This window comes from Kitasatospora sp. NPDC033851 (genome assembly GCF_055576085.1).
The window spans coordinates 177472-201330 of record NZ_JBVIRL010000018.1; the positions used below are offsets into that span (position 1 = coordinate 177472).

General features: G+C 71.7%; 19 protein-coding genes. 13 read left to right on the forward strand and 6 right to left on the reverse strand.

The window, feature by feature from the left end; all coding sequences use genetic code 11:
• Positions 1-69 precede the first annotated feature (69 nt).
• Both ACZ51D_RS29810 and ACZ51D_RS29815 read right to left on the reverse strand, forming a co-directional pair.
• Entirely contained in the window at positions 70-1407 is a 1338-nt protein-coding gene (locus ACZ51D_RS29810; RefSeq protein WP_465623560.1) for a DUF2252 domain-containing protein, read from the reverse strand.
• A gap of 91 nt (positions 1408-1498) precedes the next feature.
• Positions 1499-1849, reverse strand: a complete 351-nt coding sequence (locus ACZ51D_RS29815; protein ID WP_465623440.1) for a hypothetical protein — start codon at positions 1847-1849, stop codon at positions 1499-1501.
• Positions 1850-2177: 328 nt separating this feature from the next.
• Here ACZ51D_RS29815 and ACZ51D_RS29820 point away from each other — a divergent pair, with 328 nt between their 5' ends.
• Positions 2178-2510, forward strand: coding sequence for an STAS domain-containing protein (locus tag ACZ51D_RS29820; RefSeq protein WP_465663981.1), 333 nt, complete (start codon positions 2178-2180; stop codon positions 2508-2510).
• A 186-nt stretch (positions 2511-2696) separates the two neighbouring features.
• Here the strand turns inward: ACZ51D_RS29820 and ACZ51D_RS29825 are convergent, their stop codons facing one another.
• Positions 2697-3503, reverse strand: a complete 807-nt coding sequence (locus tag ACZ51D_RS29825) for a YhjD/YihY/BrkB family envelope integrity protein (RefSeq protein WP_465663982.1) — start codon at positions 3501-3503, stop codon at positions 2697-2699.
• Between the two features lie 408 nt (positions 3504-3911).
• Here ACZ51D_RS29825 and ACZ51D_RS29830 point away from each other — a divergent pair, with 408 nt between their 5' ends.
• The 7 genes from ACZ51D_RS29830 (at position 3912) to ACZ51D_RS29860 (ending at position 11113) form a co-directional block, all read left to right on the forward strand.
• Positions 3912-5225 (forward strand): hypothetical protein, encoded by a 1314-nt coding sequence (locus ACZ51D_RS29830; RefSeq protein ID WP_465623435.1) that lies wholly within the window; start codon positions 3912-3914, stop codon positions 5223-5225.
• The gene (locus ACZ51D_RS29835; RefSeq protein WP_465663983.1) at positions 5218-6525 is read left to right on the forward strand and encodes a cation:proton antiporter domain-containing protein; all 1308 of its coding nucleotides are present in this window, start codon (positions 5218-5220) and stop codon (positions 6523-6525) included. The genes ACZ51D_RS29830 and ACZ51D_RS29835 overlap by 8 nt, the downstream gene beginning before the upstream one ends.
• A 125-nt stretch (positions 6526-6650) precedes the next feature.
• A complete protein-coding gene (locus ACZ51D_RS29840) occupies positions 6651-8261 on the forward strand; it encodes a sulfatase-like hydrolase/transferase (RefSeq protein ID WP_465663984.1) in 1611 nt (536 codons plus the stop codon).
• 34 nt (positions 8262-8295) lie between these two features.
• Entirely contained in the window at positions 8296-8751 is a 456-nt protein-coding gene (locus tag ACZ51D_RS29845) for an SHOCT domain-containing protein (RefSeq protein WP_465623429.1), read from the forward strand.
• Between the two features lie 257 nt (positions 8752-9008).
• Positions 9009-9686 (forward strand): response regulator, encoded by a 678-nt coding sequence (locus ACZ51D_RS29850; protein WP_465623428.1) that lies wholly within the window; start codon positions 9009-9011, stop codon positions 9684-9686.
• Between the two features lie 124 nt (positions 9687-9810).
• Positions 9811-10104, forward strand: a complete 294-nt coding sequence (locus ACZ51D_RS29855) for an SHOCT domain-containing protein (protein WP_465663985.1) — start codon at positions 9811-9813, stop codon at positions 10102-10104.
• Between the two features lie 16 nt (positions 10105-10120).
• Complete coding sequence (locus ACZ51D_RS29860; protein WP_465663987.1) at positions 10121-11113, forward strand: Acg family FMN-binding oxidoreductase; 993 nt, start codon at positions 10121-10123, stop codon at positions 11111-11113.
• A 144-nt stretch (positions 11114-11257) separates the two neighbouring features.
• On the opposite strand, the gene ACZ51D_RS29865 is transcribed toward ACZ51D_RS29860, so the two are convergent.
• Complete coding sequence (locus ACZ51D_RS29865) at positions 11258-13021, reverse strand: sensor histidine kinase (protein WP_465663988.1); 1764 nt, start codon at positions 13019-13021, stop codon at positions 11258-11260.
• Between the two features lie 193 nt (positions 13022-13214).
• On the opposite strand from ACZ51D_RS29865, the gene ACZ51D_RS29870 reads away from it, so the two are divergent.
• A complete protein-coding gene (locus ACZ51D_RS29870) occupies positions 13215-14141 on the forward strand; it encodes an alcohol dehydrogenase catalytic domain-containing protein (RefSeq protein ID WP_465663990.1) in 927 nt (308 codons plus the stop codon).
• A gap of 498 nt (positions 14142-14639) precedes the next feature.
• Here the strand turns inward: ACZ51D_RS29870 and ACZ51D_RS29875 are convergent, their stop codons facing one another.
• Both ACZ51D_RS29875 and ACZ51D_RS29880 read right to left on the reverse strand, forming a co-directional pair.
• Positions 14640-16220: a flavin-containing monooxygenase gene (locus ACZ51D_RS29875; protein ID WP_465663992.1), complete on the reverse strand. Its 1581-nt coding sequence runs from the start codon at positions 16218-16220 to the stop codon at positions 14640-14642.
• Between the two features lie 410 nt (positions 16221-16630).
• Complete coding sequence (locus tag ACZ51D_RS29880; RefSeq protein WP_465623416.1) at positions 16631-17629, reverse strand: alpha/beta fold hydrolase; 999 nt, start codon at positions 17627-17629, stop codon at positions 16631-16633.
• Positions 17630-17840: 211 nt separating this feature from the next.
• Here ACZ51D_RS29880 and ACZ51D_RS29885 point away from each other — a divergent pair, with 211 nt between their 5' ends.
• The 4 genes from ACZ51D_RS29885 (at position 17841) to ACZ51D_RS29900 (ending at position 23412) form a co-directional block, all read left to right on the forward strand.
• Positions 17841-18602, forward strand: a complete 762-nt coding sequence (locus ACZ51D_RS29885) for a helix-turn-helix domain-containing protein (protein ID WP_465623415.1) — start codon at positions 17841-17843, stop codon at positions 18600-18602.
• A 172-nt stretch (positions 18603-18774) separates the two neighbouring features.
• Complete coding sequence (locus tag ACZ51D_RS29890) at positions 18775-20778, forward strand: glycoside hydrolase family 16 protein (RefSeq protein ID WP_465663993.1); 2004 nt, start codon at positions 18775-18777, stop codon at positions 20776-20778.
• Positions 20779-21101: 323 nt separating this feature from the next.
• Complete coding sequence (locus ACZ51D_RS29895) at positions 21102-22178, forward strand: hypothetical protein (RefSeq protein WP_465663994.1); 1077 nt, start codon at positions 21102-21104, stop codon at positions 22176-22178.
• A gap of 115 nt (positions 22179-22293) precedes the next feature.
• Complete coding sequence (locus ACZ51D_RS29900; protein ID WP_465663995.1) at positions 22294-23412, forward strand: hypothetical protein; 1119 nt, start codon at positions 22294-22296, stop codon at positions 23410-23412.
• Positions 23413-23859 lie beyond the last annotated feature (447 nt).

The window sequence follows — 23859 nt, forward strand, 5'->3', positions numbered from 1 at the left end:
ACAGCGGCTTCCACCGGCCGGCCGCGCCTTCGGGAGGCGGCCCGGCCGACTCGGCGTGGCGCGGCCCGTTCACACCCCGGCCCGTGCGGTGATCCGGCCGTCGGCGATCGCGGCGGTGAGCGCGGCGTGGTCGGAGCGGGTCTGCTCGGCGTACGCGAGCGCGAAGTCGGCGACGGCCCGTTCGAAGGCGTCGCCGGCACCCAGGTAGGCGGCGACGGCGACGCGGTCCCCGGTGCGGGCGTGGCCGCGTGCGAGAGTGCGGCCGCACAGGTCGGCGTACTGCTCCAGGAGGGACCGGGGCATGCCGTCGATCACGGCGGAGCCCTTCATGTCCCGCAGTTGCCGCCAGTAGAAGTCGCGGCCCGCCGGGCCGGTGGCCCAGCCCAGGAAGATGTCACTGGCGGCCTGGAGCCTGCGTTGTCCGTCGACCACCCGCCGCCCCTGATGCCGGTGGAGGCTGGGCGGGAGGTGCGGCTCCAGCACCGAGCGTTCCGCCTCCTTCACCTGGAGGACGAGCGGCTCGCCGGTGAGTCGTCCCCGGAAGAGGCCGATGTAACAGCGCGTGCCCACGCTGCCCACGCCGACCACCTTGCGGGCGGCGTCGACCAGCTCGAAGCGGTCCAGGAGCGCCGCCCGCTCGTCGGGGAGGGTGGCACGGTAGTCCTGCAGGATCTGCTGGAGGCGGGGCACGTCCTGCGGGTCCACCGGTTCGAGCAGCGGCGGGTCGTGGACGATGCGGGGCTCTCCGTCCGGGCCCGGCTCGGTGAGCTTGGCCAGGGCTTGCAGGCTGGTGCGCCCGCGTGCCTTCGCCAGGTTGCCTTCGACGCGCTTGCGGTACTTCGACTCCCGGATCTGCGGCAGGAGGTCGGCGGTGTCGACCCGCTCGTACCAGACGTCGAGCTCACCGAGTCCCGCGAGCCGTCGCATGGCGATCCGGTACGCCCGGGCGGATGCCAAGGCCGCGGCCCACGCGGACGCGTCCGGTTCGTCGTTCTCGCGCGCGGCCACGGCGACACTGGCGGCCAGGCGTTTGACGTCCCACTCGAACGGGCCCGGGAGGGTCTCGTCGAAGTCGTTGAGGTCGAACAGCAGGGCGCGCTCGGGCGAGGCGAAGAGACCGAAGTTGCACAGGTGCGCGTCCCCGCAGAGCTGGACGGTGAGCCCGGTGTTCGGGGAGGCGGCGAGGTCCGCGGCCAGGACGGCGGGCGCGCCGCGCAGGAAGGCGAACCGGGACGCGGCCATGCGGCCGTACCGGATCGGGACCAGCTCCGGGACGCGGGAGGCGGCCTGCTGCTCCAGGATTTCGACGGGGTCGGGTCGCTCCGGTGCAGGGGCCCAGCTCCCGAGGGCCGAGCGTGGCAGGCGCTTGCGAGCCTGCCGCCCCGCTGCGACGGAGTCGGTGGTCATCGGTTCCATCTGGCCAGTGTCGCCGCGCACCGGCCGAGCCGGGCGCCCGAGGCGGCCGATCGGGTGCATGCTCCGGTCGTTGCGGGCGTCATCACCGCGGCTGCGGGCCGGTCGGGTGCACGACCGCCTTGGTGCTCTCGACGACGCGCGCGATGGTGTGCGCCATCACGCCGGCGATGACGAACACGCTGCTGATGAGGATCCAGCCGTCCCGCTCGTTGACGCTGGTGCCGGCGGCGGGAGCGGCGCGGTCCGACTCGGACGCACGCTGGGGAGCGGGGCGCACCATGTCCTTGGTGATTGCGACGACGCCCGACAAGGCGTGCGCGACCGCGCCGGCGACGAGCGCCGAGGAACCGAGGACGAGCCAGTCGACACGTCCGAGCTCGGTGGAGCCGGGCGCGACGGTGAGAGGTGATATCCGGTGGTGGATGCCGGGCATCGGTCTCGCCTCCTTCGGTGAGTGCGATGGAACGATCCTCCCTTCCGACGTTCGCAGAAGACGGCCGGGGCGCCATGGGCCGTTCGGCCCATACATCGTGGGTCGGACGGCAGTGGGACCGTGTGTGACGGTGACGCTCCCGAGCGGAGTCAAGTTCCTCACGGGTAAAGGCCGTTCGGGCCGTTGATGGGGTCCGGTCGGCCCACGACCGGTTGACAGGCCCGGTCCTACGGTGGACGTAGGGCCACCGTTCCGAGGCCTTTCCATCAGCCGAGCTTCCGGGGCGATCGTGATGAGAGACGACGACCTACTCCGCACCAGGGCCAGCATGTCCCGGGACACCGCGTCGGTGTCGTTGGAAGGCGAACTCGACATAGCGACGACGGCGCTCGTGGGCGATGCCGTCGCCCGGGCCCTCGCGGCTCGTCCGCATCGGCTGGACCTCGACGTCGAGGGCCTCACCTTCTGCGACGCGGCCGGTGTGCGAGCCCTCCTCCAGGCCCGCCGGGTCTGCCACCTCCACCACGCGGAGTTCCGTCTCATCGGCATCCGGCCGGGGTTCCAGCGCATCCTCGCCCTGCTCCGGGTCGCCGATCTCCTGTCGGCTCCACCGGCGCCGGTCCGGAGCCCGGCGGCCGCCCTCTCCCCGGAGCCCCTCTGAACCGGCTTCTCCTCTCTCCCGTCTCCCGCTTCCCGTCTCCTGTTCCGGGCCAGGTGGCCGCTACCCGAAGGAGTCCGTGTCATGACCAGCAGCGCCACCGAAGCGCCCCGCACCAACCGGGAGGCCTGACGGCCCCGGACGACGACCGTTCCGGGTCCCCGCACGGCCGCGGCCGTGCGGGGACCGTCATTCCTCGTCCGCCGGGCCCGGATTCGGAGTCCCCAGCAGCCGGGCCAGTCGGCCCTGGCCCGCCACCACGTACCCGCCGGCGATCCCCAGCGTGATGGCCGTGAACATCACGATGAGCCAGCTGAGCAGGGTGAAGACCATACCGAGCGGACCGAACTGCGCCACGCTGCGGTTCAGCGAGCGGGGGATGTAGAGCCGCGATGCCCAGGCGAGCGCCGTCAGCGCGGCACTGGTCAGCACGGCCCCCGGAAGCAGGGGGAGCCAGGGGATCCGGCCAGCGAGCAGCAGGTGCTGCGTCCACCACCAGAGAAGAGCGGCCGTGATCAGGTAGAGGACCACCCCGAGGCCGTCGCCCACCCCGAATCCGGCCTGTACCCGCCCCTGGACGGTCAGGGCGGTGAGCCACACCAGCAGCCAGGCGAGCCATCGCCATGCCGCCAGCCGCCCTGCCAGGTGGGGCAGGTGCCAGCTCCGTTCACACAGACGCTGCAGGGCACGGCTGCAACTCGTGGCCGAGAGCAGGGTCACCACGATTCCGACGGCGCCGAAGGCATCAGCGGTGGCGGTCTGGCTGGTCTGGAGCACCCTTTTCACCTCGTCGAGCGAGGCACCCTGGAGCCCCAGGACGGTGCGCAGGGAGTCCGAGACGCTGCTGCGCACCTCCTGCGGCATCAAAGCGGACAGCACGAACAGCACCGGGATGGCGGTGAGGAACGTCTGCGCCGCGAGACGGGTGGCGGTGTCCAGGACGTTGACGTGGATCAGCTGCGCCGCGAGTCGGCGCGGGAACGGGGCGTCGCGCATGGTGGCCGTCCGCCCCCGCAACCAGGCGGATCTGGCACGGATCCAGCGGGCGCGCCCGGGCTGACCACGCTGTTCCGCCACTGCGCAATCCCTCCGATCGCCGTCGGCACCTCCGGCCGCCGCTGCGGTCCGTCGTCGGCGACGGCGCTCCGGGTTCCGTCCAACACTGGGCAGCGCGATGGCGTTCGGCATGTCGGGCGGCCCGCCGTTCGGCGAAACGGCCCCGGGGGTTCACCTGCCAGGGGCGGGTCCGGTCCCCTGGGCGCACCCCGGTCGAGGTCTCCCGGGAGCGCGCAGCCATACGGCCGTACCTCCTCCGGACGGCCCTCCCCGGGGTGCCGGTGGCCGGGCTCTGCGGGGCAATGGGGGTCAGCGGTGCCACGGCCGCGCGGAGAGCTGGGAGATCCGATGAACGAGCCGCCAGAGCCTCCGTCCGCACGGGGGACGGGCGAGGCGGGCAACGGCGGCTCGCCCTCCGGCGCCGGGCGCCCCGCCCTGGCCGGGCGGATCGTCATGAGCACGGTCTCGGCCGTGCTGATCACACTGACCTGCATCCTGGTGCCGGTCTCGCTGCTCACCGTCTGGGTGCACGACATCGCGCTGGACACCGACCGGTACGTCGCCACGGTCGCCCCGCTGGCGACCGACCCCGCCGTCCAGGACGCCGCGGTCAATCGGCTCACCCACGCGGTGGACGTCAAGGTGGACGGCCCGGCGGTCGCCTCCGACCTGGCGGCCTGGCTGCAGTCGCAGGGGCTGCCGCCCAGGGCCGCGGCGGGGGTCAAGGCGCTCGGGCCGAAACTGGACGACGCCGTCGACCAGGTGGTCACCAAGGCCGCGACGAAGGTCGTACACAGCGACGCCTTCGCGACGGTGTGGACACAGGCCAACCGCTCCGCCCACGCGGCCGTGGTCCACGCCCTCACCGGTCACGGCCGGGGCGCGGTCGGCGTCACCGACGGCACGGTCACCCTCGACGTCGGGACGGCCGTCGACCGGCTGAAGGAGGAGCTGGTGGCCGCGGGGGTGTCCCCGGCCGCGAAGATCCCGGACGTGAACAAGCAGCTGGTGCTCTTCCAGTCCGACAAGCTGGGCAAGATCCGCGGTGCCGCGCACGCGCTCGACGTGGTCGGCAACTGGATGCCCGTCCTCACCGTGCTGCTCGGCGCGATCGGCGTCCTGCTGGCGCGGCGCAAGCGCCGGGCCCTGGTGACCACCGCCCTCGGTGCGGCCGGCGCCTGCCTGGTGGTGGCCATCGCCCTGGTGATCGCCCGGCACTACTACCTCGACCACCTGCCCCCGGCCGTGCAGTCCCCGGCTGCGGCTGCGGCGATCTTCGACAGGCTGCTCCACTTCCTGCGGATCAGCCTGCGCACCGCGATCGTGCTCGGCGTGGTGGTGGCGCTCGGCGCGTACCTGTCCGGGGCGGGACGGTTCCCCCGTGCCGTCCGCGGCCGGGCGGACGCCGCCGCGGACTCCGCGGCCCGCTGGGGCGACGCCCACGGGGTGCGCACCGGACGGGCCGGCACCTGGACCGAGGCCCACCGCCGCTGGTTCGTCCTCGCGGCCGTGCTGGTCCTGGCCCTGGTGTTCGCCCTGTGGAACCACCCGACCGTGCTGACCGTGCTGCTGCTCGTCCTGGTGCTCCTCGCGGTGCTCGCCGTCCTGGCGCTGCTCGCCGCGTCCGGACGGGTGGGCGAAAGTCGCCGGACCGGTGAGTGACGTCGGGTGGGCAGGGGTGGCGGTGGCGGGTGTCACCGCCGCCTACGCGCTCGGCTCGCGACGGCTGGCGGGCACACCGGTGTCCGCGGCCATCGTGTTCGTCGGGGCCGGCATCCTGCTGGGGCCGGTCGGCCTCGACCTGATCAGCGTGGGACACGACCGCGGACCGCTGCTCACACTCCTGGAAGCCGCCCTGACCCTGGTGCTGTTCACGGACGCCATGGCCGTGCGTCCCGGGGACCTGCGCACCGGCGCCGCCCTACCGGGCCGACTGCTCGGCATCGGCCTGGTGCCCAGCATCGCACTGGGCTGGCTGCTGGCCTGGCCGCTGCTGCCCGGGCTCACCGGGTGGGAGCTCGCGCTGGTGGGTGCCGTCCTCGCCCCTACCGACGCGGCGCTCGGCAGCAGCGCGATCGCCAACCCCCGGGTACCGGGGCTGGTGCGCCAGGCACTGAACGTGGAGAGCGGGCTCAACGACGGCATGGTGCTGCCGTTCTTCGTGCTCTTCCTGGCGGCGATCCCCGGCACGCCGTACGCCGAGGAGGGGGCCGACGGGACCTTCTGGAGGGCGCTGCTGCTCAGCACCGTCCTCGGCCTGGCGGTCGGGGGTGGTGGCGGCCGGCTGCTGCGGTGGTCGCGCGAACACGGCTGGATCACCAGGGTATGGCGCCAGCTCCTCGTCCTCGCGGTGGCCGCGGCGTCCTACGGCTTGGCCACGGTCACCCACGGAAGCGGTTTCATCGCGGCCTGGGTGGCCGGGTTCGCCTTCGCGTACGCGATGCGCGGCAGCGGGCGGGCGGTGCCGGACCGTGATGACACCGCCGACCTCGCCGAGGACCTGGGCAACCTGCTGGCCCTGCTGAGCCTGCTGGTCTTCGGCGCCGTGCTGCTCGGCCCGGCACTGGAGCACCTCAGCTGGCGCATCGTCGGCTACGCCGTGCTCAGTCTCACCGTGGTCAGAATGGTCCCGGTCGCCCTCTCCCTCGCCGGAACCGGGCTGAAGGCGCCCACCGTGGCCTACGTCGGGTGGTTCGGGCCGCGAGGTCTGGCCTCGGTCGTGCTCGGGCTGCTGGTCGCGGAGCAGCACGTCCCGGGGGTGGAACTGATCGGCCGGGTGGTCGCGGTCACCGTCGGCCTCAGCGTGATCCTGCACGGGGTGTCCGCGGTGGTGCTCTCGGACCGCTACGGCCGCTGGTACGAGCGCGCCGCCGAGCGTGACCCGGGCCTGCGGGAGAGCGCTCGCAGGCCGCCCGCGATCCGGCGCCGCCGGGTCGACCCGACCGGCTCACCGTCGGGGTGAGTCCGCCGTCCGGTGTCAGACCTCACCCGATCAGCCCCGGTCGGCCACGTCCCAGCGATGTGCCCTCGAGTGCCGGACCTAGATTCGACGAACCGCACCATCCCGCGCGCACAGAGCAGGTGGCCATGACCCGTCGTCCGAACATCCTGCTGATCGTCACCGACGAGGAGCGGGCCGCGGTTCCGCGTCCACCGGGCTTCACCCTTCCCGCCAGGGAGCGGCTCGCCGAACGCGGCCACACCTTCGACCGGTACTACACCGCCTCGGCCATGTGCAGCTCCGCGCGGTCCGTGATCTACACCGGGCAACATCTGCCGCTGACCGAGATCTACGACAACGACAACATGCCCTACATCCGCCCGCTGAACCCTGAGCTGGGCACCCTCGGCACGATGCTGCGCCAGGCCGGCTACTACTGCACCTACCAGGGGAAGTGGCATCTCTCCAACGCGTACGTCACGCCGCAGAACCCCGGACCGACCACCGATGCCCTGGAGCCCTACGGGTTCAGTGAGTTCAACGACTGGGGAGACATCGACGGCGGCGCCTGGGCCGGGCTCAAGATCGACCCGGTGATCGCCGGCCAGGCCGTGAAATGGCTGCGCAACCGGGCGCCGGTCGTGGCGCCCGACCAGCCCTGGTTCATGGCCGTCAACTTCGTCAACCCGCACGACATCATGAGCTTCGACTACGGGGGTTCCCCCCAGGTGCAGTTGCCGTTCGGTCTGGCGCACGCCGTGGTGGCGCGCGCCGCCGCGGACGTCCCGATCTACCGGCGCCGCTGGGAGTTCGACCTGCCCGCCAGCCTGCACGACGACCTGTCCGGCGCGGCCCCGGCGGTAGGCGAGTACGCCCGGATGCTCGACACCGTGTTCGGGCCCGTCGCCGACGACCGGCACTGGTACGACGGCCTCAACTTCTACCTGAACGCCATCCGGGACGTCGACCGCAGCATCGAACTCGTCCTCGACGCGCTGGAGGCCTCCGGCCAGGCCGACCGGACCGTGGTCGTCTTCACCTCGGACCACGGCGAGATGGCCGGGAGCCACGGCCTGCGCCAGAAGGGCAACCTGGTCTACGACGAGAACTTCCACGTTCCGTTCCTGCTCTGCCACCCCGACGTGGCGGGCGGGGGCCGCACCGAGGCGCTCGCCTCCGCGGTCGACCTGGCGCCCACCCTCCTGGAGTTCGCCGGGCTGGACCGGACCCGGTTCCCCGCCCTGCACGGTCACTCCCTGGTGCCGGCGCTGGAGGGGACGGCGGTCCGCGAGGGAGTGCTCACCGCCGTCGAGTCGATCACCACCCTGGACGCCGGGTTCTGGTTCGAGTTCGCCGACCCGCAAGCCCCTGCGCGGATCCAGTCGGGGGACCTGCGCCCGGACTGGAACAAGCGCGGATTCCTGCGCGGCTACCTCGACCAGCGCTACACCTTCGGCCGCTACTTCTCCCCGCTCGACCCCAACCGCCCCACCAGCCCCGAAGCGCTCCACGAGCACAACGACGTGGTGCTCTACGACCGCGTGGAAGACCCCGACGAGATGCGCAACCTCGCCGCCGACCCGGCCCACCGCGACCTCGTCGCCCGCTACAGCAGCCGGCTGGAGGGCCTCATCACCGCCGAGATCGGTCCCGACACACGCGCCTGGGTCACCGAACGCCCCCGCCTGCTCGGCTGGCCCACCTGGCACGGCGACACCGACCGGCCCGCGCCCGCCGGGGCCGCGGCCCGCCCCTGACCGCAGATCCCCGACTCACGAACAGGACACGCCCATGTACACGATCCCCTACACGGCCCCGTACACGCCCACAAGCCTCGCGGCCGACTACCCCGTGCTCAACATCTTCTGGACCACCTGCCTGGTCTTCCTCTGGATCCTGTGGTTCATGCTGCTCTTCCGGGTCTTCGGCGACCTGTTCCGGGACGACTCGCTGAGCGGCTGGGCCAAGGCGGGTTGGACGGTCTTCGTGCTCGTGCTGCCCTTCCTCGGGGTCTTCATCTACCTCATCGCCCGGGGCAAGGGCATGGGCCTGCGCGAGCTGAAGGCGGCGCAGGAGCGCGAGGCGGAGTTCCGCTCGTACGTACGCGAGGCGGCCGGCAGCCCGCCGGCCCCCTCCACCCCCACCCCCACCCCCACCGACGAGCTGGCCAGGCTCGCGGAACTGCACAACACCGGCAAGCTCACGGACGAGGAGTACCAGCGCGCCAAGGACAGGATCCTCGGCTGATCGACGTCGGGGAGGCAGCCGCGGTCAGCCGGCCGGCCGGTGCACGAACGACGGGTGCCGACCGGCCGGCTGCTGCTCGACCCAGGCCAGCCGGAGCACGACCGGTGCCCGGCGCGGCGCCCGGCCCGGTCACCCGGGCGGGATCCACCGCGCCTGGTGCCCGGTCGCCGTCGTCCCGCGTGGCTGACCCGGTGCGCCCCGCGGCGCGGACGCGCAGAATCGGTGGTGTCATCGACCGCGCACACCGGGAGCAGGCCATGGACACGCCCCAGCCCGTACGGGTGTTCCTGCTGGACGACCACGAGGTCGTCCGCCGGGGCGTTCGCGACCTCCTGGAGGCGGAGGAGGACATCGAGGTCGTCGGCGAGGCCGGCAGCTGCGCCCAGGCCCTCGCCCGGGTGCCCGCACTGCGTCCGGACGTCGCCGTGCTGGACGTACGGCTCCCGGACGGCGACGGGGTGACCGTCTGCCGGGAACTGCGCGACCGGATGCCCAAGTTGGTCTGCCTGATGCTGACCTCCTTCGACGACGACGACGCCCTGCTCGACGCGATCATGGCCGGGGCAGCCGGCTACGTCCTCAAACAGGTCAAGGGCGCCGACCTGGTCAGCGCCGTCCGCACGGTGGCCTCCGGCCAGTCGATGCTCGACCCGGCCACCACCCGCAAGCTGATGGAGAGCCTGCGCCACCACGAGGAGAGCGAGTCCGACGCGGCCCTCGCCGGACTCACCCCGCGCGAGCGGGAGATCCTCGCCCTGGTGGGGGAGGGCAAGACGAACCGGCAGATCGGCCAGGAGCTGTACCTCGCCGAGAAGACCGTGAAGAACCACGTCTCGCGGCTGCTCGCCAAACTGGGCGTCGAGCGACGCCTTCAGGCCGCCGTCATCGCCGCCCACGCGGAGGAGTCAGAGCAGCACCACCAGCGCCCGCGTTGAGCCGACAGGGCCCGGACGGGGCCCGGGTGGGCCCGGAGGTAGAGCCGAACGGCCCAAGCGGTGAGCACGGTCCCGGCCGCACGGTGGAGGGGACGGACCTCCCGTCACGGCTGAGGAGACGGCGATGACGTACTGGAACGGCCACGGCATGAACGGCTGGGGAATCGGCCCGATGACCGTGGGCATGCCGCTCTTCTGGGCGCTCGTGATCCTCGGCGTGATCGCCCTGGTCCGGCACCCGGGGCGGACGGCTTTGCACAGCCCGACGGCACCGGTCCCGCCGGTCCCGCCGACCGCGCCGCCGCAGCGGCCCGCCCCGGAACAGCTGCTCGCCGAACGCCTCGCCCGCGGCGGGATCGACCCCGCCGAGTACCGCACCCGTCCGGGCACCCTGCGCGGCGGCGACCCGCCCGCCTGACGTCATGGAGGCGGTCATGACCACCCTCGCCCTCGACGCCCCCACGCTGGAGAAGCTTGTCTCCGCGGCGGTCGCCGCACCCTCGATTCACAACAGCCAGCCCTGGCGCTTCCGGCTCCATCCGGACACCTTGACCCTGGAGGTCCGGGCTGACCGTAGCCGGGCCGTCCCGGCCGCCGACCCGCAGGGCCGGGCGCTGCACATCTCCGTCGGCGCCGCCGTCCTCAACTTGCGGGTCGCCGCACGTCACCTCGGCTGGGCCCCCGACGTGCGCCTGCTGCCCGACCCGGCCGAACCGGATCTGTTGGCCACCGTCCGGCTCGACACGGTGGCTGCCGTGCCGCTCCGGGGCACGGACAAGCTGTACGAGGCGATCTGGCACCGCCACACCATCCGCACACCGTTCACCGGCAAGCCCGTGCCCCCAGCCGTCCTCGACGAACTCGCCGCCGACGCTCGGTCCGAGGACGCCGTGCTCCACCTGCCCGGCCACGACGAGACCGCCCGACTGCTCCACCTCACCGCCGAGGCCGAACGCCGCAACACCACCGACGAGGCCCGGCGCGCCGAGAGCCGCAGCTGGATCCGCACCGGCGAAGCACCGCCCTACGGCATCCCGGCCGACGCGCTCGGCCCGCAGGACCTGTCCGGCCACCTGCCGATGCGTGACTTCTCCGCCCTCCACGCCGCCGAGCACCAGGCCCCCGCCACCTTCGAAGCCGAGCCCCGCATCGCCGTCCTCGCCACCGCGCACGACACGCCCCGGGACTGGCTGCGCGCCGGCCTCGCCCTGGAACACGTCCTGCTCACCGCCACCGCCCACGGCGTCCGGGCCTCCCTGCTGCACCAGGCCATGGAGTGGCCATACCTGCGCTGGGAAGCCCGCGACCCGCACCGGGGCCCCGGCTACATCCAGATCCTGATCCGCATCGGCTACGGCCCCGAGGGCGCCCCCACACCCCGACTGCCATCCGATGCCGTGATCGAGCCGAAGGCTTCGGGCTGCTAGCCAGGGCCCGGCCGACCGTTCTCGTCGGGTCAGCGCGCACCGGTCGGGGCGCGTCCCGGGGCCGTGCCAAGGCGCAGACAGTCGTTGACGGCGAGTGGCCCGTACCCCGCCCGCCCTGGTCGAAGATCGTTTCACCAGGTGTTCTCAGATCTTCGGCAGCGGGACCCGCCAGACCAGCTCGGTGCCGCCCTCGGGGCGGGGTCGGGCGGTGAAAGTGCCGCCCAGTGCGGCGGCGCGGTCGGCCAGGTTGGCGAGCCCGCTGCGGCGATCGCCCTCGGGAAGGCCGACGCCTTCGGGAAGGCCGACGCCGTCGTCGGTGACGGTGAGGGTCAGGTCGGCTCCGGCGGCCACCGAGACGTCGACGGCGTGGGCCCGGGCGTGGCGGGCGGCGTTGGACAGGGCCTCCTCCAGGACGGCGACGGCCGCGTCCGCGATCTCGGCGGGGACGGTGACGTCGAGCAGGCCGGTCATCCGCAGGGCCGGGGCGAAGCCGAGGGCGCGGGCGGCGCGTTCGACGACCTCGACGACGCGGGTGCGCAGGCCGCTCGCCGCCGGGCCCTTCTCCCGAAGGCGCAGGCCGAAAATGGTGGCGCGGATGGTCTTCGCGGTCTCGTCCAGGTCGTCGATCGCGCGCAGGACCCGGTCGGTGGCCTCGGGGTGCGTGATGAAGCGGGTGGCGCCCTGGAGGGTCATCCCGGTGGCGAAGAGCCGCTGGATGGCCAGGTCGTGCAGGTCGCGGGCGATCCGGTCGCGTTCCTGCAGCAACGCCACCTGCTCGGAGTCCCGGCGGCGCTCCGCGAGCTCCATCGCCACCGCCGCCTGGCCGGCGAAGCCCAGCAGCGGCCCGGACTCGCCCTCCTCGAACAGCGGCGCACCGGCCGCCCGGGCCAGCAGCAGCACGCCCCGGATCCCGTGCGCGGTGGTGCCGATGGGGATGGCGAGGGCCGGGCCCAGGCCCTGCCAGCGCGGCGGACCGGCGGTGATCCTCGGGTCGTGCTGGACGTCGGGGCTCACCACGAGCCCGCCGGTACGGAAGGCCGCCCCCATGAACGAGCCCTCGATGGGCAGTACCAGACCGCTGTGCTCCCGCTCGCCCAGGCCGACGGCGATCCGCACCTCCAGCTCGCCGGTCTCCGGCAGAGGCACGGCGACGACGGCGAGGTCCGCGCCGGCGATCTCGGTCGCCCGGGCGAGCAGCAGGTCCAGCACCTCCTGCTCCGCGCTGCCCGACAGCAGGGCCTTGGTCACCTCGGCACTGGCCTCCAGCCAGCGCTGCCGCCGCCGGGCCCGGTCGTAGAGCCGGGCGTTGTCGATGGCCACCCCGGCGGCGACGGCCAGGGTGGCGAGCACCGACTCGTCCTCGTCGTCGAAGTCGCCGCCGCCGCGCTTCTCGGTCAGGTAGAGGTTGCCGAACACCTTGGCGCGGATCCGGATCGGCACCCCCAGGAAGCTGCTCATCGGGGGGTGTCTTGCCGGGAACCCGTAGGACGCCGGGTGGTCGGAGATCCGGCTGAGCCGCAGCGGCTCGGGATGACGGATCAGTTCGCCGAGGATGCCATGCCCGGACGGCAGGTCGCCGATCAGCTTGACCTGGTCGTCGGTGACCCCGACCGGGATGAACTGCGACAGCCGCTGGTCCTCGCCGATCACGCCGAGCGCACCGTACTCGGCGTCCACCAGAGTGACGGCGGCCTCCACGATGTGCTGCAGGGCCTGGGAGAGTTCCAGGTCGCGCCCGACCGCCAGCACCGCCTCCAGCAGGCTGTGCACCCGGTCACGGGTGCCGCGGGCGGCGTCCAGCCGGGCCTGCAGTTCCTCCAGGAGCTCGTCCAGCCGCAGCTGAGGCACGCGGGCGCCCGACGCCGAAGCACTGGTCTCCGACGGGCTGGTCTCCGACGCGCTGCCCAAGGGATCCTCCCTGGCTCGCCCCCGATACCCACTGACCAGCGTAGGCGCGATCGCCCCGGCCGGGCGGGCGCAAGGGGGTCCATCGGCCCAGCGGGAGCACCCCACCGGGCCCCTGGCGACGGCTGCGGCCCGGGAGACGCTGGACGTGTGAGCGGAACCGCCGGATCCGCCCTCCGAGAGGAGCGACCGCGGCATGAAAGCGCTCACCTACCACGGACCCGGCCGCCGCACCTGGGGCGACGCCCCCGACCCGGCCGTCCAAGACCCGGAGGACGCCGTCGTCCGAGTGGACGCCGTCACCATCTGCGGCACCGACCTGCACATCCTCAAGGGCGACGTCCCCGAGGTCACCGAGGGCCGCGTCCTCGGGCACGAGGCCGTCGGAACCGTCACCGAGACCGGACCGGGCGTGCGCACCGTCACGGTCGGCGACCACGTCCTGGTCTCCTGCATCTCCGCCTGCGGCCGCTGCGCCTACTGCCGAGCCGCGAGCTACGGCCAGTGCACCGGCGGTGGCGGCTGGATCCTCGGCCACCTGATCGACGGCTGCCAGGCCGAGTACGTCCGCACCCCCTTCGCCGACACTTCCCTGTACAAGCTGCCCGACGGCGTCCGGGACGAGGACGCCCTGCTGCTCGCCGACATCCTGCCCACCTCCTACGAGGTCGGCGTCCGCAACGGCCGGGTCGAGCCGGGCGACACCGTCGCGATCGTCGGCGCCGGACCGATCGGACTCGCCGCCATCCTCACCGCCCGCCTCTACAGCCCGGCCCGCATCATCGCGATCGACCTCGCGCAGAGCCGCATCGACGCCGCCGAGCGCTTCGGCGCCGACACGACGCTGACCGTGGTCGAGGCGACCCCGGCGGCCGTCCAGGAACTGAGCCGGGACGGACTGGGCGTGGACGTCGCGATCGAGGCGGTCGGCGTCCCCGAGTCCTTCGAACTGTGCACCCGCCTGGTGCGCCCCGGCGGCCGGGTCGCCAACGTGGGCGTGCACGGCAAACCTGCGCTGCTCCACCTGGAGGACCTCTGGATCCGCGACGCCGGCGGCTCCCGGCCCCTGTGGGTGCGCATCCGCCCCGCCGAGGTCACCGGCCGCCGGATCGGCACGGGGTGAACCTCTCCCCGCCGACGCACCACGGCTGCGCTGCCCGCGTCGGTAGTCCCGTCCGCCGGCCCGCGGCGGGGACCGGCCCGTTCGGCTCACCGCGGGTGCCGACGCGTAGCTGCGGGGCGAGAGTGACGCCAGATCCCGTCCGCAGTCGATCTCGGGGGCGAACCTGGTGGTCATCGGCCTGATGGTGGTGGTCTTCGTGGCCGCGTTGCTGCTCCCCATCCCGCGCGGGCGGCGCGATGACGAATAGCTGGACAGGGGCGCTGCGGCGGTACGCCCTGCGGAAGCCGCCGCCGGAGAAGCTCCTCCCGGAGGCCCAGCCGGCCTACATGTCGTCGTGGATGAGCACGCCGAAGGCCTCGTACGCCTGGTACCGAGATCTGATCGCTGCCCACCGGGCACGGAGTGCAATGTAGAGCCGGTAACTTCCTTGCAATATCGGCGAGTTGGGAAAGCTCGTGACTGATGGTTACGGTCTTCCTCTAGGGCCTGGGACCGCTCCTACGGGGTGCGGTTTTCGGCGGTGAGTCGGTGAGCGCGCTGCCGCGAGGCCGGGGGTGGTACTACTGCTCCTCCGGCGGGCCTGCCGGTACGCGGTCCAGACTGCTGTTTGGTCCAGATGTAGGTGTCCGGGGTGAAGGTGTGCAGGCGCTTGACCAGCCTTCCGGCGGACCAGGGCCAGCAGAAGGTGTTCACGCCCGGGAGTCCGAAGTAGTAGCCGGAGCCGCCGGTGGTGTTGTACACGGTGCCGCGGAGTGCGTGCTGGAGGGCGTTGTGGTGTGCCGCTTCAGCCTCCGGCGTGACGTCCAGTGCGGTGTTCCCGCTGGTGTACAGGTGGTTGAGGGCGGCGGTGATGTAGCGGAGCTGTGCCTCGACGACGGTCGGGACCGCACTCGTGCCGGTGAGGATGTTCGGGCCGGGAAGAAGGAAGAGGTTCGGGAATCCGCTGATGCTTGTGCCCAGGTAGGCACGGCGGTCGTCGGCCCAGGTCTGGGCGAGGGTGGTGCCGTGGAGGCCGTGCAGGCGAGGAGCCAGGGGGAGGTCACCGACGTGGAAACCCGTGGCGAGGATGATCGCGTCCGCGGTGGTGCGGGTGCCGTCGGCTCCGATGACCTGGGAGCCGTGGACTGCGGTCACGCGGGTGGGGCGCAGCTGGACGTTGGGCTGGGTGAGGGCGGGGTAGTAGGTGCTGGAGGCGATCAGGCGGCGGCCGCCGAGGCGGTAGCGCGGGGTCAGGGCCTCGCGGAGCCCGGGGTCGGGCACGACGGCGCGCAGGTGGAGGCGGGCTACGGCTTCCAGGGGTGCCAGCACTCTCGGGTAACGCAGGGGTACACCGATCGTCTCCTGCGTCCAGTGCTGCAGGCGGCGCAGGAGGCGGCGTGCCGCCGGGCGGCGTTCGAGGAATCGGCGGAGGCGGGGGGAGTACGGGTGGTCCGGTTTCGGCAGTACCCACTGTGGTGTGCTCTGGAAGACATCGATGTGGGCGGCCTGTGGCTGGATCTCCGGCAGGAACTGGACGGTGGACGCTCCGGTGCCGACCACCGCGACGCGGCGTCCGGTCAGGTCGGTGCCGTGGTCCCAGTCGGCGGAGTGGAAGACAGCGCCGGGAAAGCCGTCGAGCCCGGGAATGTCGGGGTAGCGGGGACGGTGCCAGGGGCCGGTGGCGACGATGACCGTCCGGGCGGTCCAGGTGCCCGCCGTGGTGCTCAGGTGCCAGAAGTGGGTGTCCGAGTTCCAGTGGCCGGCGAGGACTTCGGTGCCGTAGCGGATCGCCTTTTCGGCGCCGTGCGTTTCCGCGGTGGCTTCGAGGTAGCCGAGGATCTCGGGCTGGGTGGCGAAGGACCGGCTCCAGGAATGGGGGGCGAAGGAGTACTCGTACAGCACGGACGGCACGTCGCAGCCGCATCCGGGATAGGTGTTGTCACGCCAGGTACCGCCGAGGCGGCCGGTCTTCTCCAGCACCACGACGTCGTCGATTCCGGCCTGGTGCAGTGCGATCACGGCGGCGATTCCGGACATGCCGGCGCCGATGACGACGACCTCCGTCCGCTGACAACTGCCGTCAATTCCTTCGCCGGTCACCAAATCCCCTGCCTGCGTGGGTGAATGCCTCGGCCCGGCGCCTGCCGAGGCCGTGCGAGCTCTTTCCGATCTCTTGCTCAAGGCGTCGAAGCGTAGCTTCAAGTAGGGCCTGAGATACCGGACATGACCATGGGTTGGCTCATATGAGTGACTTCGCGGGTTGGCATGACGTTCAGCGCCGATACCGTGTGATCGGCTTCCGAAGCATGACCTTTGTGCGGGAGAATCCGCCCGGATCTCGGCGGCCTCAGCACACCGCCGACGACCAGGCGACGGATCTTCCCTACCCGGACGGCCGGATGCCGGCCTTCGAACGACGAGCCGCGCACTTCCCCATCGCCGCTTGACAGAACACAGAGGCACCGCGGGTTCGGTAGAGGTCTCAGATTGTGGTGAGTGGTGATGCCGGGTCAGCGTGGCGCGGCTTCGAGGGCGAAGCCGTGCAGGAGGGCTCCGGTGGCGTCGGGGGCCTCGAACATCGGTGTGTGGCCGACACCATCGAGCATCTCGATCCGGGCGTGGGGAACCCGGCGGTAGTCCTGGGCGGAGGACGGCTGCCATCGTCGGTCCTGGGAGCCGAAGATGACCAGCGTCGGAAGGCCGAGCCCGGCGACCCGGTCGGGGATGGGCTCCTCCTTCACGTACGCGGAGGACGCCTCGTCGGTCGCGGTGAGGCTGCGGTAGGTCATGCCCCGGATATCGGTGATGATCTGGTCGGGGATCCCCACCTTACGGGTGAACGCGGTGCTCAGCGCGTCACGGATCGTGCCGTCGGTGCGCAGCCGCCAGAGCAGCTCACCTACTACCGGGGTGGTCACCAGATGGCTGGCGAAGCTGTCGCCGATGTACGCGTCCAACCGCGGGCCGGTGTCGATCAGCCCGATCGCCGCCACCAGGTCGCGGCGCTGTTCGGCCAGCGACGTGGCGACGGTGCCGCCGGTCGAATGCCCGACGACGGTCGCGTGGCGCACCCCGAGCCGATCGAGTACGGCCCCGACCCGGCGGGCCTGCTCCGCGATGCGGTAGCCATCGGCCGGTTTGGCCGATCTGCCGTGCCCTAGCAGGTCCACCCGCACCACGTGCAGGTCCCGCAATGCCGGCAGCACTGGATCCCACCATGCCGTCGAGCCGCCCAGGCCGTGCAGGAGCACCACTGTGGGCGCGTCGCGGGGCCCATCCTGCACGACGTGGATGTCCCCGCCGGGAAGGCGCACGATCTGCTCGCCGGACGCTTCGGCTGTCTCCGTGCGCACTGACACGGTGTTGCCCGCGAGGAGGATGGCCAGCAGGCCGACGGCCAGCAGCGTGATCCGCCGCCTCCTTGCCCGCCGCCGTCCGTGCGGGGCGCGCGGCGCCGGATCCGCGCGGCTGTGGGTGCGTTGGTCTTGCGGGGTGGTCGTCTCGTCCATGGCTCCTCCGTCGCTCGATCTGTGCGTGACCAGCCTGCCGACGGCCGCCGCGAGGCGTCTTGGAGAAATGTCCACGCCTCGCGCATGGTTGATCCCGCCGCCGAGCCGCTCGTACAGTGGAGGCGTGCGACCGGTTAGCGGAAGGGCAGGTCCCACTGCGGCCTGGGAGATCGCGCGACCGTCGCGCCAAACCGCGCTGCCTGGTGTCGACATGGCAGGGTTCCGAATTCACGGTGACAATCCAGTCGAACTGCGAGCCATCCCCCACCCGGCCGTCACCGTGGCTGTCGAGTTCGGTGACCGCCCGTTCAGCATTCACGGCGCCGCCGGCCGAATGCGGGCGGCGAGCCTGGCCGCCGGGCTCGCCTTCAGCGCGTTCCAGGTGCGTGCCGAGGGCATCGAGTGTGTGCAGATTCGCCTGTCTCCGCTCATTGCGCACTCCGTGCTCGGGCTCCCGCTCGCGGAGTTGCGCGGGAGCGTCATCACACTCGACGACCTGTGGGGCCGCGACACGCCGCGCCTGCGGGAGCGGCTTCACCATGCGCGAACCTGGCCGGAGCGCTTCGCGCTGATCGACACAGAACTGTTCACCCGGCTCCGTGACGGCAGGGTGGTCGATCCCGAGGTGGCCTGGGTCTGGCGTCAGATCGTCGCCAGCCGTGGTCGAACCCGCGTGAGCGACCTCGCAGCCCGGACCGGGTGGAGCCGCCAGCGCGTGTGGTCGCGTTTCGGTTCGCAGATCGGCCTGACACCCAAACGTGCCGCCATGCTCGTCCGCTTCGATCAGGCCGTTCACCGCCTGGTCCGCGGACACACCCCCGCGCAGGTGGCGGCGGACTGTGGCTATGCCGACCAGCCCCACCTTCACCACGACGTCCGCGTGTTTGCCGGGACAACCCCCAGCGCTGCCGCGGACGAGCCGTGGCTGGCCGCCGACGACACAGCCTGGCCGGCACACGGCGGCGCGGCCTGAAGGCTCGGAGGTGGCTCCCGTCGGGCCTGCGGCAGATTCGGCGGGGTCTTCGTCGTGAATCCGCAGTCGCATCTCGCTGGAGGAGGCGATGACGGGGGCTTCTCGCCGGTCCGACGGGCTTCGCCGGTGGCTCGGCTCGGTGCCGGAGCGGGCATGAGGGCTGGAGGTCGTGATGGGGTTCTTCGCCGGTCAGGTCGTGCCGCGGATCGTCAACGTCGTCTGTGGGACGAAGGAGGCCGCGCATCTCCGGCGAAGGGTCTGCGAGGGTCTTGAGGGCGATGTCCTGGAGATCGGGTTCGGCTCGGGGCTGAACGTCCCGTGCTATCCGGCGGCCGTGACCCGGGTGACCGACCGGGCCCCGCGTCGGTCGTCACGGGCAAGTGGAGGACGGGGAAGCCGAGTTGATGGCATCCGGCCAGGCCTCGTGACCATGGCCGCCAGTTCGGGGCCGAAGCCGTCGAACGACGCTTTCCGGTTGATACGGACAAATGCTGATGAAAGCCTCAATAACGACCACCTTGGTCCGGTCTTCCTGATTCCGCCATCGGCCGGCTGTGCGACATGTCACAGCCGGCCGATGGCGGTGCCTCGAAAGCCCGCCCGACCAGGGGACTTGGCCGGGTGCGTGACCGATGTCGTCGATTCGGTGGCGGCATTGGGCTTGCATACGGACCATCCCTCCTTCAGGCTGCTGCGAGTCCACAGTCGAGGGGGGAGCGAAAGGGTCCTCCCTCGTATGGCCAAGCATTCGAAGCATCGCCGCAGCACACTCACCGGCGGGCGCCGTTTCCTCGCGCTCGGGATCGCGCTGGCTGCCACCGGGACCGGTGCGGCCGCCTGGGCCATGCCGTCCACGCAGACGGAACCGGTGGTGGTCGACTCCATCTCGATCACGCCGACCGGTCCCGGCGCCGACAGCCCGGTCACGGCCACCGCCAAGCTGCATGCCACCCGCCAGACCTCGGTCCAGGCGCTGACCATCGCGGTGCGGTCGGCCGACGGTGCCCACTACGACTTCCGCGGTGCGATCCCAGCGACGCTGACCTCTTCGGAGCTCACGTTCACGCCGCAGAGCCGCACCTTCCCGGCAGGCACGTACACGTACTTCGTGGCGTATGAGAGCGCCAACCACTGGCACAACCTGAGCCCGGTGAACACCTTCACCTCGCGCGGCTCCTCGGCTCCGGCACCGAGCCCGTCGCCCACGGCTACCGGAACGGCTACCGCAACGGCCACCGCCTCGCCGACCGCGGCCGGTACGCCGTCGCCGACCGCGACCGCCACTGCGACCGGTACGCCGTCGCCGACCGCGACCGCCACTGCGACCGGTACGCCGTCGCCGACGGCCACCGCCACGCAGTCGCCGACCGCCACGGCGACCACCTCGCCGGCGCCGACGGCCACCGCGACGGCGTCCCCGTCGTCGACCGCCACCGCCAGCGCCACCGCGACGCCGTCGCCGACCGCCACGACCGCCCCCACGACCGGCACCTCCGCCGGACCTCTGGGCATCTCGGGCGCCTGGCGCCCGGTCTTCGCGGACGAGTTCAACGGCAGCTCGCTCGACGCCGCCAAGTGGAATCCCAACTGGTTCGGCTGCAGCACCTGCACGACTCAGCCGGTGAACTCCCAGGAGTCCGCCGCGTACTCCCCGTCCCAGGTTTCGGTGAGCGGCGGCAGCCTGCACCTGGCGGCGGTCCAGAAGCCGGCCACCGTGAACGGCAAGACCTACCCGTACACGTCAGGTCTGATCAACACCAACGGCAAGGCCCAGTTCTCCTACGGCGCGTTCGAGGCCCGCATCTATCTGCCGCCGTCCGGCTCGCAGGTCGCCAACTGGCCCGCCTTCTGGGCGGACGGTCAGAACTGGCCGACCGACGGTGAGATGGACGTGATGGAGGGTCTGGGTGGCGAGGCCTGCTACCACTTCCACTCCGACGCCGGCGGCCCGGGCGGGTGCGCGCACGGCGACTTCAGTGGATGGCACACCTACGGCGCGGAATGGGCGCCGGGCTCGGTCACGTACTACTACGACGGTGTGAAGGTCGGGCAGATCACCACCGGCATCACGGCGGCGCCGATGTACCTGATCCTCAACAACGCGGTCGATTCCAAGTACCCGGCCGTCACTCCGGCCGACATGCAGGTCGACTACGTGCGGGTCTGGCAGCACTGACCCGACCATCCCGGCAACGGCCCGGCCTCGCGGACTCCCACCGCGAGGCCGGGCCGTTGCGTTGCGCGTTCCGCGTTGCGCGACCCGCGACCTGCGGGTCGCGCGGTGGCGCACCGGCGCCGCCGACGGCAACCGCCTGCCGTACCGGCCTGTTCGATCACCCAGTGAAGAGCCCGTCGTCTTGTGCTCGGCACCAGTCGCGGGCGCGTCCGGACCGCTGCTTCAATCGGCCCGTAACCCAGCGTCACGGTCTCCCGGCTCCGGCCGGCACTCGTGGCTCTTCGCGGCTCTCCGCACGGTGAAATCTCGAGAGGACGAACTCGGTGGCAGACAAGTCCCTGTGGCGCTTCGCCGCAGGAAAGACAGTGGTCGTAGGTGCCCTTCTGGTCGTGGCGGCGCCGGGGGCCGCCTACGCCAACACGGTGGGCGTCACGGTGCGGACCCCCGGGGCCACCCTCGGGCCCGCAGGCGCCGACTCCTCGATCTCGACGAGCGCTCACTGCACCGGTGGGCTCGTCTCCGGTGGCGGCATCAACCAGGCCATCGGTACGGGCGCGGGAGTGAACGGCAACCACGTGATGGGCATCGAGCCCAGCGCGGACGGTTCCACCGAATACACCGGTTCGACCGGGGTCGTCGGCACCGACGTGACGTACTCGATCGCGAAGGGCGCCAGCGGGGGGCAGGTCAACTCCTCGTTCTCCACCACCCCGTACGCGGTGTGCTTCACCAGCAGCCTGATCAACCACACCCAGGTTGTCATGAACAAGGCCAACACGCCCACAGCCGCGACCACGGTGGGCCTGGTGACGGCGACCTGCCCTGCCAACGCGGTCCTGCTCGGCGGCGGTGCCCTGCTGACACCGGGCAACACCGGCACCTTCAAGCCGATCGCCACCTTCCCCACCTTCAACAATGCCGCGCACGACTACGGCAGGAAGGCGGCCGCGGACGGGGAGACCAACCCCGACTCCTGGAGCGCCGTCGGGTGGGACAACAGCGCGAACGCCGGCGACGAGACCTACGCGTACGCGATCTGCAGCGGCAACGGCATCGGCGTGAGCGGTGTCACCGTCAAGGTCCGCTTCGGCGAGGTGAGTGGCCCGAACACCGGGAGCACGGGCCAGACGGCGACGGTGAGTTGTGGCGTCGGGGACGGGAAGCTGGTCAGCGGCGGCGCCGCCGTCAGCGCGGGCAGCGTGACCACCACCGACTTCACCGGGCCGGGCTCCGGCGGCGACCACCTCAACGGGAGCTTCCCCAGCGACTCCAGCGGCAATCCGGTCAGCGACGGGACGACCACGGCGGCGTCCTGGACGGCGGCTGCCCACACCGGTGGCCAGACGTCGACCAACAACCACTCCGACGTCTGGGCGCTGTGCGCCAACGACGGCGTCTGAGGCACCCCTGAGGGCGCCCGGAGGCACCCCCGGGCCACCTCGGAGGCACCTCTGAGTCACCGGCGCCGCGGCCGTTCACCGCGGCGCCATCGGAACGTCGGAAAGGAAGAAACCGGTGCGGAAGAACTCCCTGCGGCGGTCCGCCCTGCGGACCGTCCTGATCCCTGGTGCCTTGCTCGTCCTGGCGGTGCCGGACATCGCGCACGCCGACACCGCGGTCGTCTCCGTGACGACCCCCGGAGCCACCATGGGCCCCGACACGCCTTTCACCGGTGTCTCGTCCCGCGCGGACTGCAGCCACGGTCTGGTCTCCGGCGGCGGAATCTCCCAGACCACCGGAAGCGACCGGGCGGGCAACGGCAACCACGTGCTGGGCATCGCGCCCAGCGCCGACGGTGTCACCGAGTACACCGACGCACCCGGCGTCGTCGGCACCGACGCCACGCACTGGCTCGCGTTCGGCGGCAGCGGCAGCAACTCCAGCCCCGAGTTCTCCACCACCGCCTACGCGCTGTGCCTCTCCAGCAACCGGATCCGGCACACCCAGGTGGTCATGAACAAGGTGCCCGGACCGAGCGTCGGGAACACGGCCAAGACCGTGGTGGCGACCTGCCCGGCCGGAACCCTGCTGATCGGCGGCGGTGCCCGGACCACCCCCGCCGTCGTCGGCAGCCTCAAGCCGATCGCCGGCTTCCCCACCTTCAACGACGCCGTGCACGACTTCGGTCAGATGGCCGCCGCGGACGGGGAGACCAACCCCGACTCCTGGACCGCCGTCGGCGGAATCGGCGGCGGACGCGACAGCGGCAACATGACGTACGCCTACGCGATCTGCAGCGGCGACGACGTCAACGTCCGGAACATCACCACGACCGTCCACTTCCGCGAGCTGAGCGGCCCGGAGGCCGCAGGCACCCACCAGACGGCGACGGTCGGCTGCGACAGCCCCGATGGCGGGCGTGGCAACGGACGCAAGCACGACGTCCTGGTCAGCGGAGGTGCCGCCGCCAGCGGAGGCAAGGTGACGACGACCGACTTCAGCAAGGCGGGTTCGCAGGGCACCCACCTCACCGGGAGCTACCCCAGCGACTCCGACGGCAACCCGGTCAGTGACGGCAGCACGACGCCCGCGTACTGGACGGCCGACATCCACGTCGGCGGCTCACCCTCGCCGAACACCTACTCCGACGTTTGGGCGCTCTGCCTGAACCTCGACCGCGCAGGCGAGAGGTGACTGAGCGGGCGGTGGCCTGCCACCGCCCGCCGGCGGAGCATTTTGTGTCGGGTGCGGAATAGGAGTACTGTCTCCCAGTCGCTCGACATGGGAGCACCGGACACGCATCTGCGCGGACGGTCCCGGAGCGGCCAATCCCCTGAAACACCGGTTCCCGGTTCGGGCTGAGTCGTGTCTTGTCGCGGCTCGGTTCTTATTCGGCGTGTTCGTTTTATCGGATTGCGGCTGGATTCGCTTTTCGGAGCGGAGGTCGGCTAGAGTTTGAAACGTCGGACAGGGCGTCAAGCCCCGGAAGACACCGGCGAGTTGGATGAAGGAAGCCCCGGAAACGGAGCGGAAAACATCTGATAAGCTGGAAACACGAAAGAACGAAGCCCGGAGGGTCCGCTGGAAGGCGGTCCGAAGGAAGCGTCCGTTCCTTGAGAACTCAACAGCGTGCCAAAAGTC

Coding starts and splice junctions, on each gene's coding strand:
- ACZ51D_RS29810 (WP_465623560.1), bottom strand. CDS start 1,407: ATGACCACCGACTCCGTCGCAGCGGGGCGGCAGGCTCGCAAGCGCCTG.
- ACZ51D_RS29815 (WP_465623440.1), bottom strand. CDS start 1,849: ATGCCCGGCATCCACCACCGGATATCACCTCTCACCGTCGCGCCCGGC.
- ACZ51D_RS29820 (WP_465663981.1), top strand. CDS start 2,178: ATGTCCCGGGACACCGCGTCGGTGTCGTTGGAAGGCGAACTCGACATA.
- ACZ51D_RS29825 (WP_465663982.1), bottom strand. CDS start 3,503: ATGCGCGACGCCCCGTTCCCGCGCCGACTCGCGGCGCAGCTGATCCAC.
- ACZ51D_RS29830 (WP_465623435.1), top strand. CDS start 3,912: ATGAACGAGCCGCCAGAGCCTCCGTCCGCACGGGGGACGGGCGAGGCG.
- ACZ51D_RS29840 (WP_465663984.1), top strand. CDS start 6,651: ATGACCCGTCGTCCGAACATCCTGCTGATCGTCACCGACGAGGAGCGG.
- ACZ51D_RS29845 (WP_465623429.1), top strand. CDS start 8,296: ATGTACACGATCCCCTACACGGCCCCGTACACGCCCACAAGCCTCGCG.
- ACZ51D_RS29850 (WP_465623428.1), top strand. CDS start 9,009: ATGGACACGCCCCAGCCCGTACGGGTGTTCCTGCTGGACGACCACGAG.
- ACZ51D_RS29855 (WP_465663985.1), top strand. CDS start 9,811: ATGACGTACTGGAACGGCCACGGCATGAACGGCTGGGGAATCGGCCCG.
- ACZ51D_RS29860 (WP_465663987.1), top strand. CDS start 10,121: ATGACCACCCTCGCCCTCGACGCCCCCACGCTGGAGAAGCTTGTCTCC.
- ACZ51D_RS29870 (WP_465663990.1), top strand. CDS start 13,215: ATGAAAGCGCTCACCTACCACGGACCCGGCCGCCGCACCTGGGGCGAC.
- ACZ51D_RS29880 (WP_465623416.1), bottom strand. CDS start 17,629: ATGGACGAGACGACCACCCCGCAAGACCAACGCACCCACAGCCGCGCG.
- ACZ51D_RS29885 (WP_465623415.1), top strand. CDS start 17,841: ATGGCAGGGTTCCGAATTCACGGTGACAATCCAGTCGAACTGCGAGCC.
- ACZ51D_RS29890 (WP_465663993.1), top strand. CDS start 18,775: ATGGGGTTCTTCGCCGGTCAGGTCGTGCCGCGGATCGTCAACGTCGTC.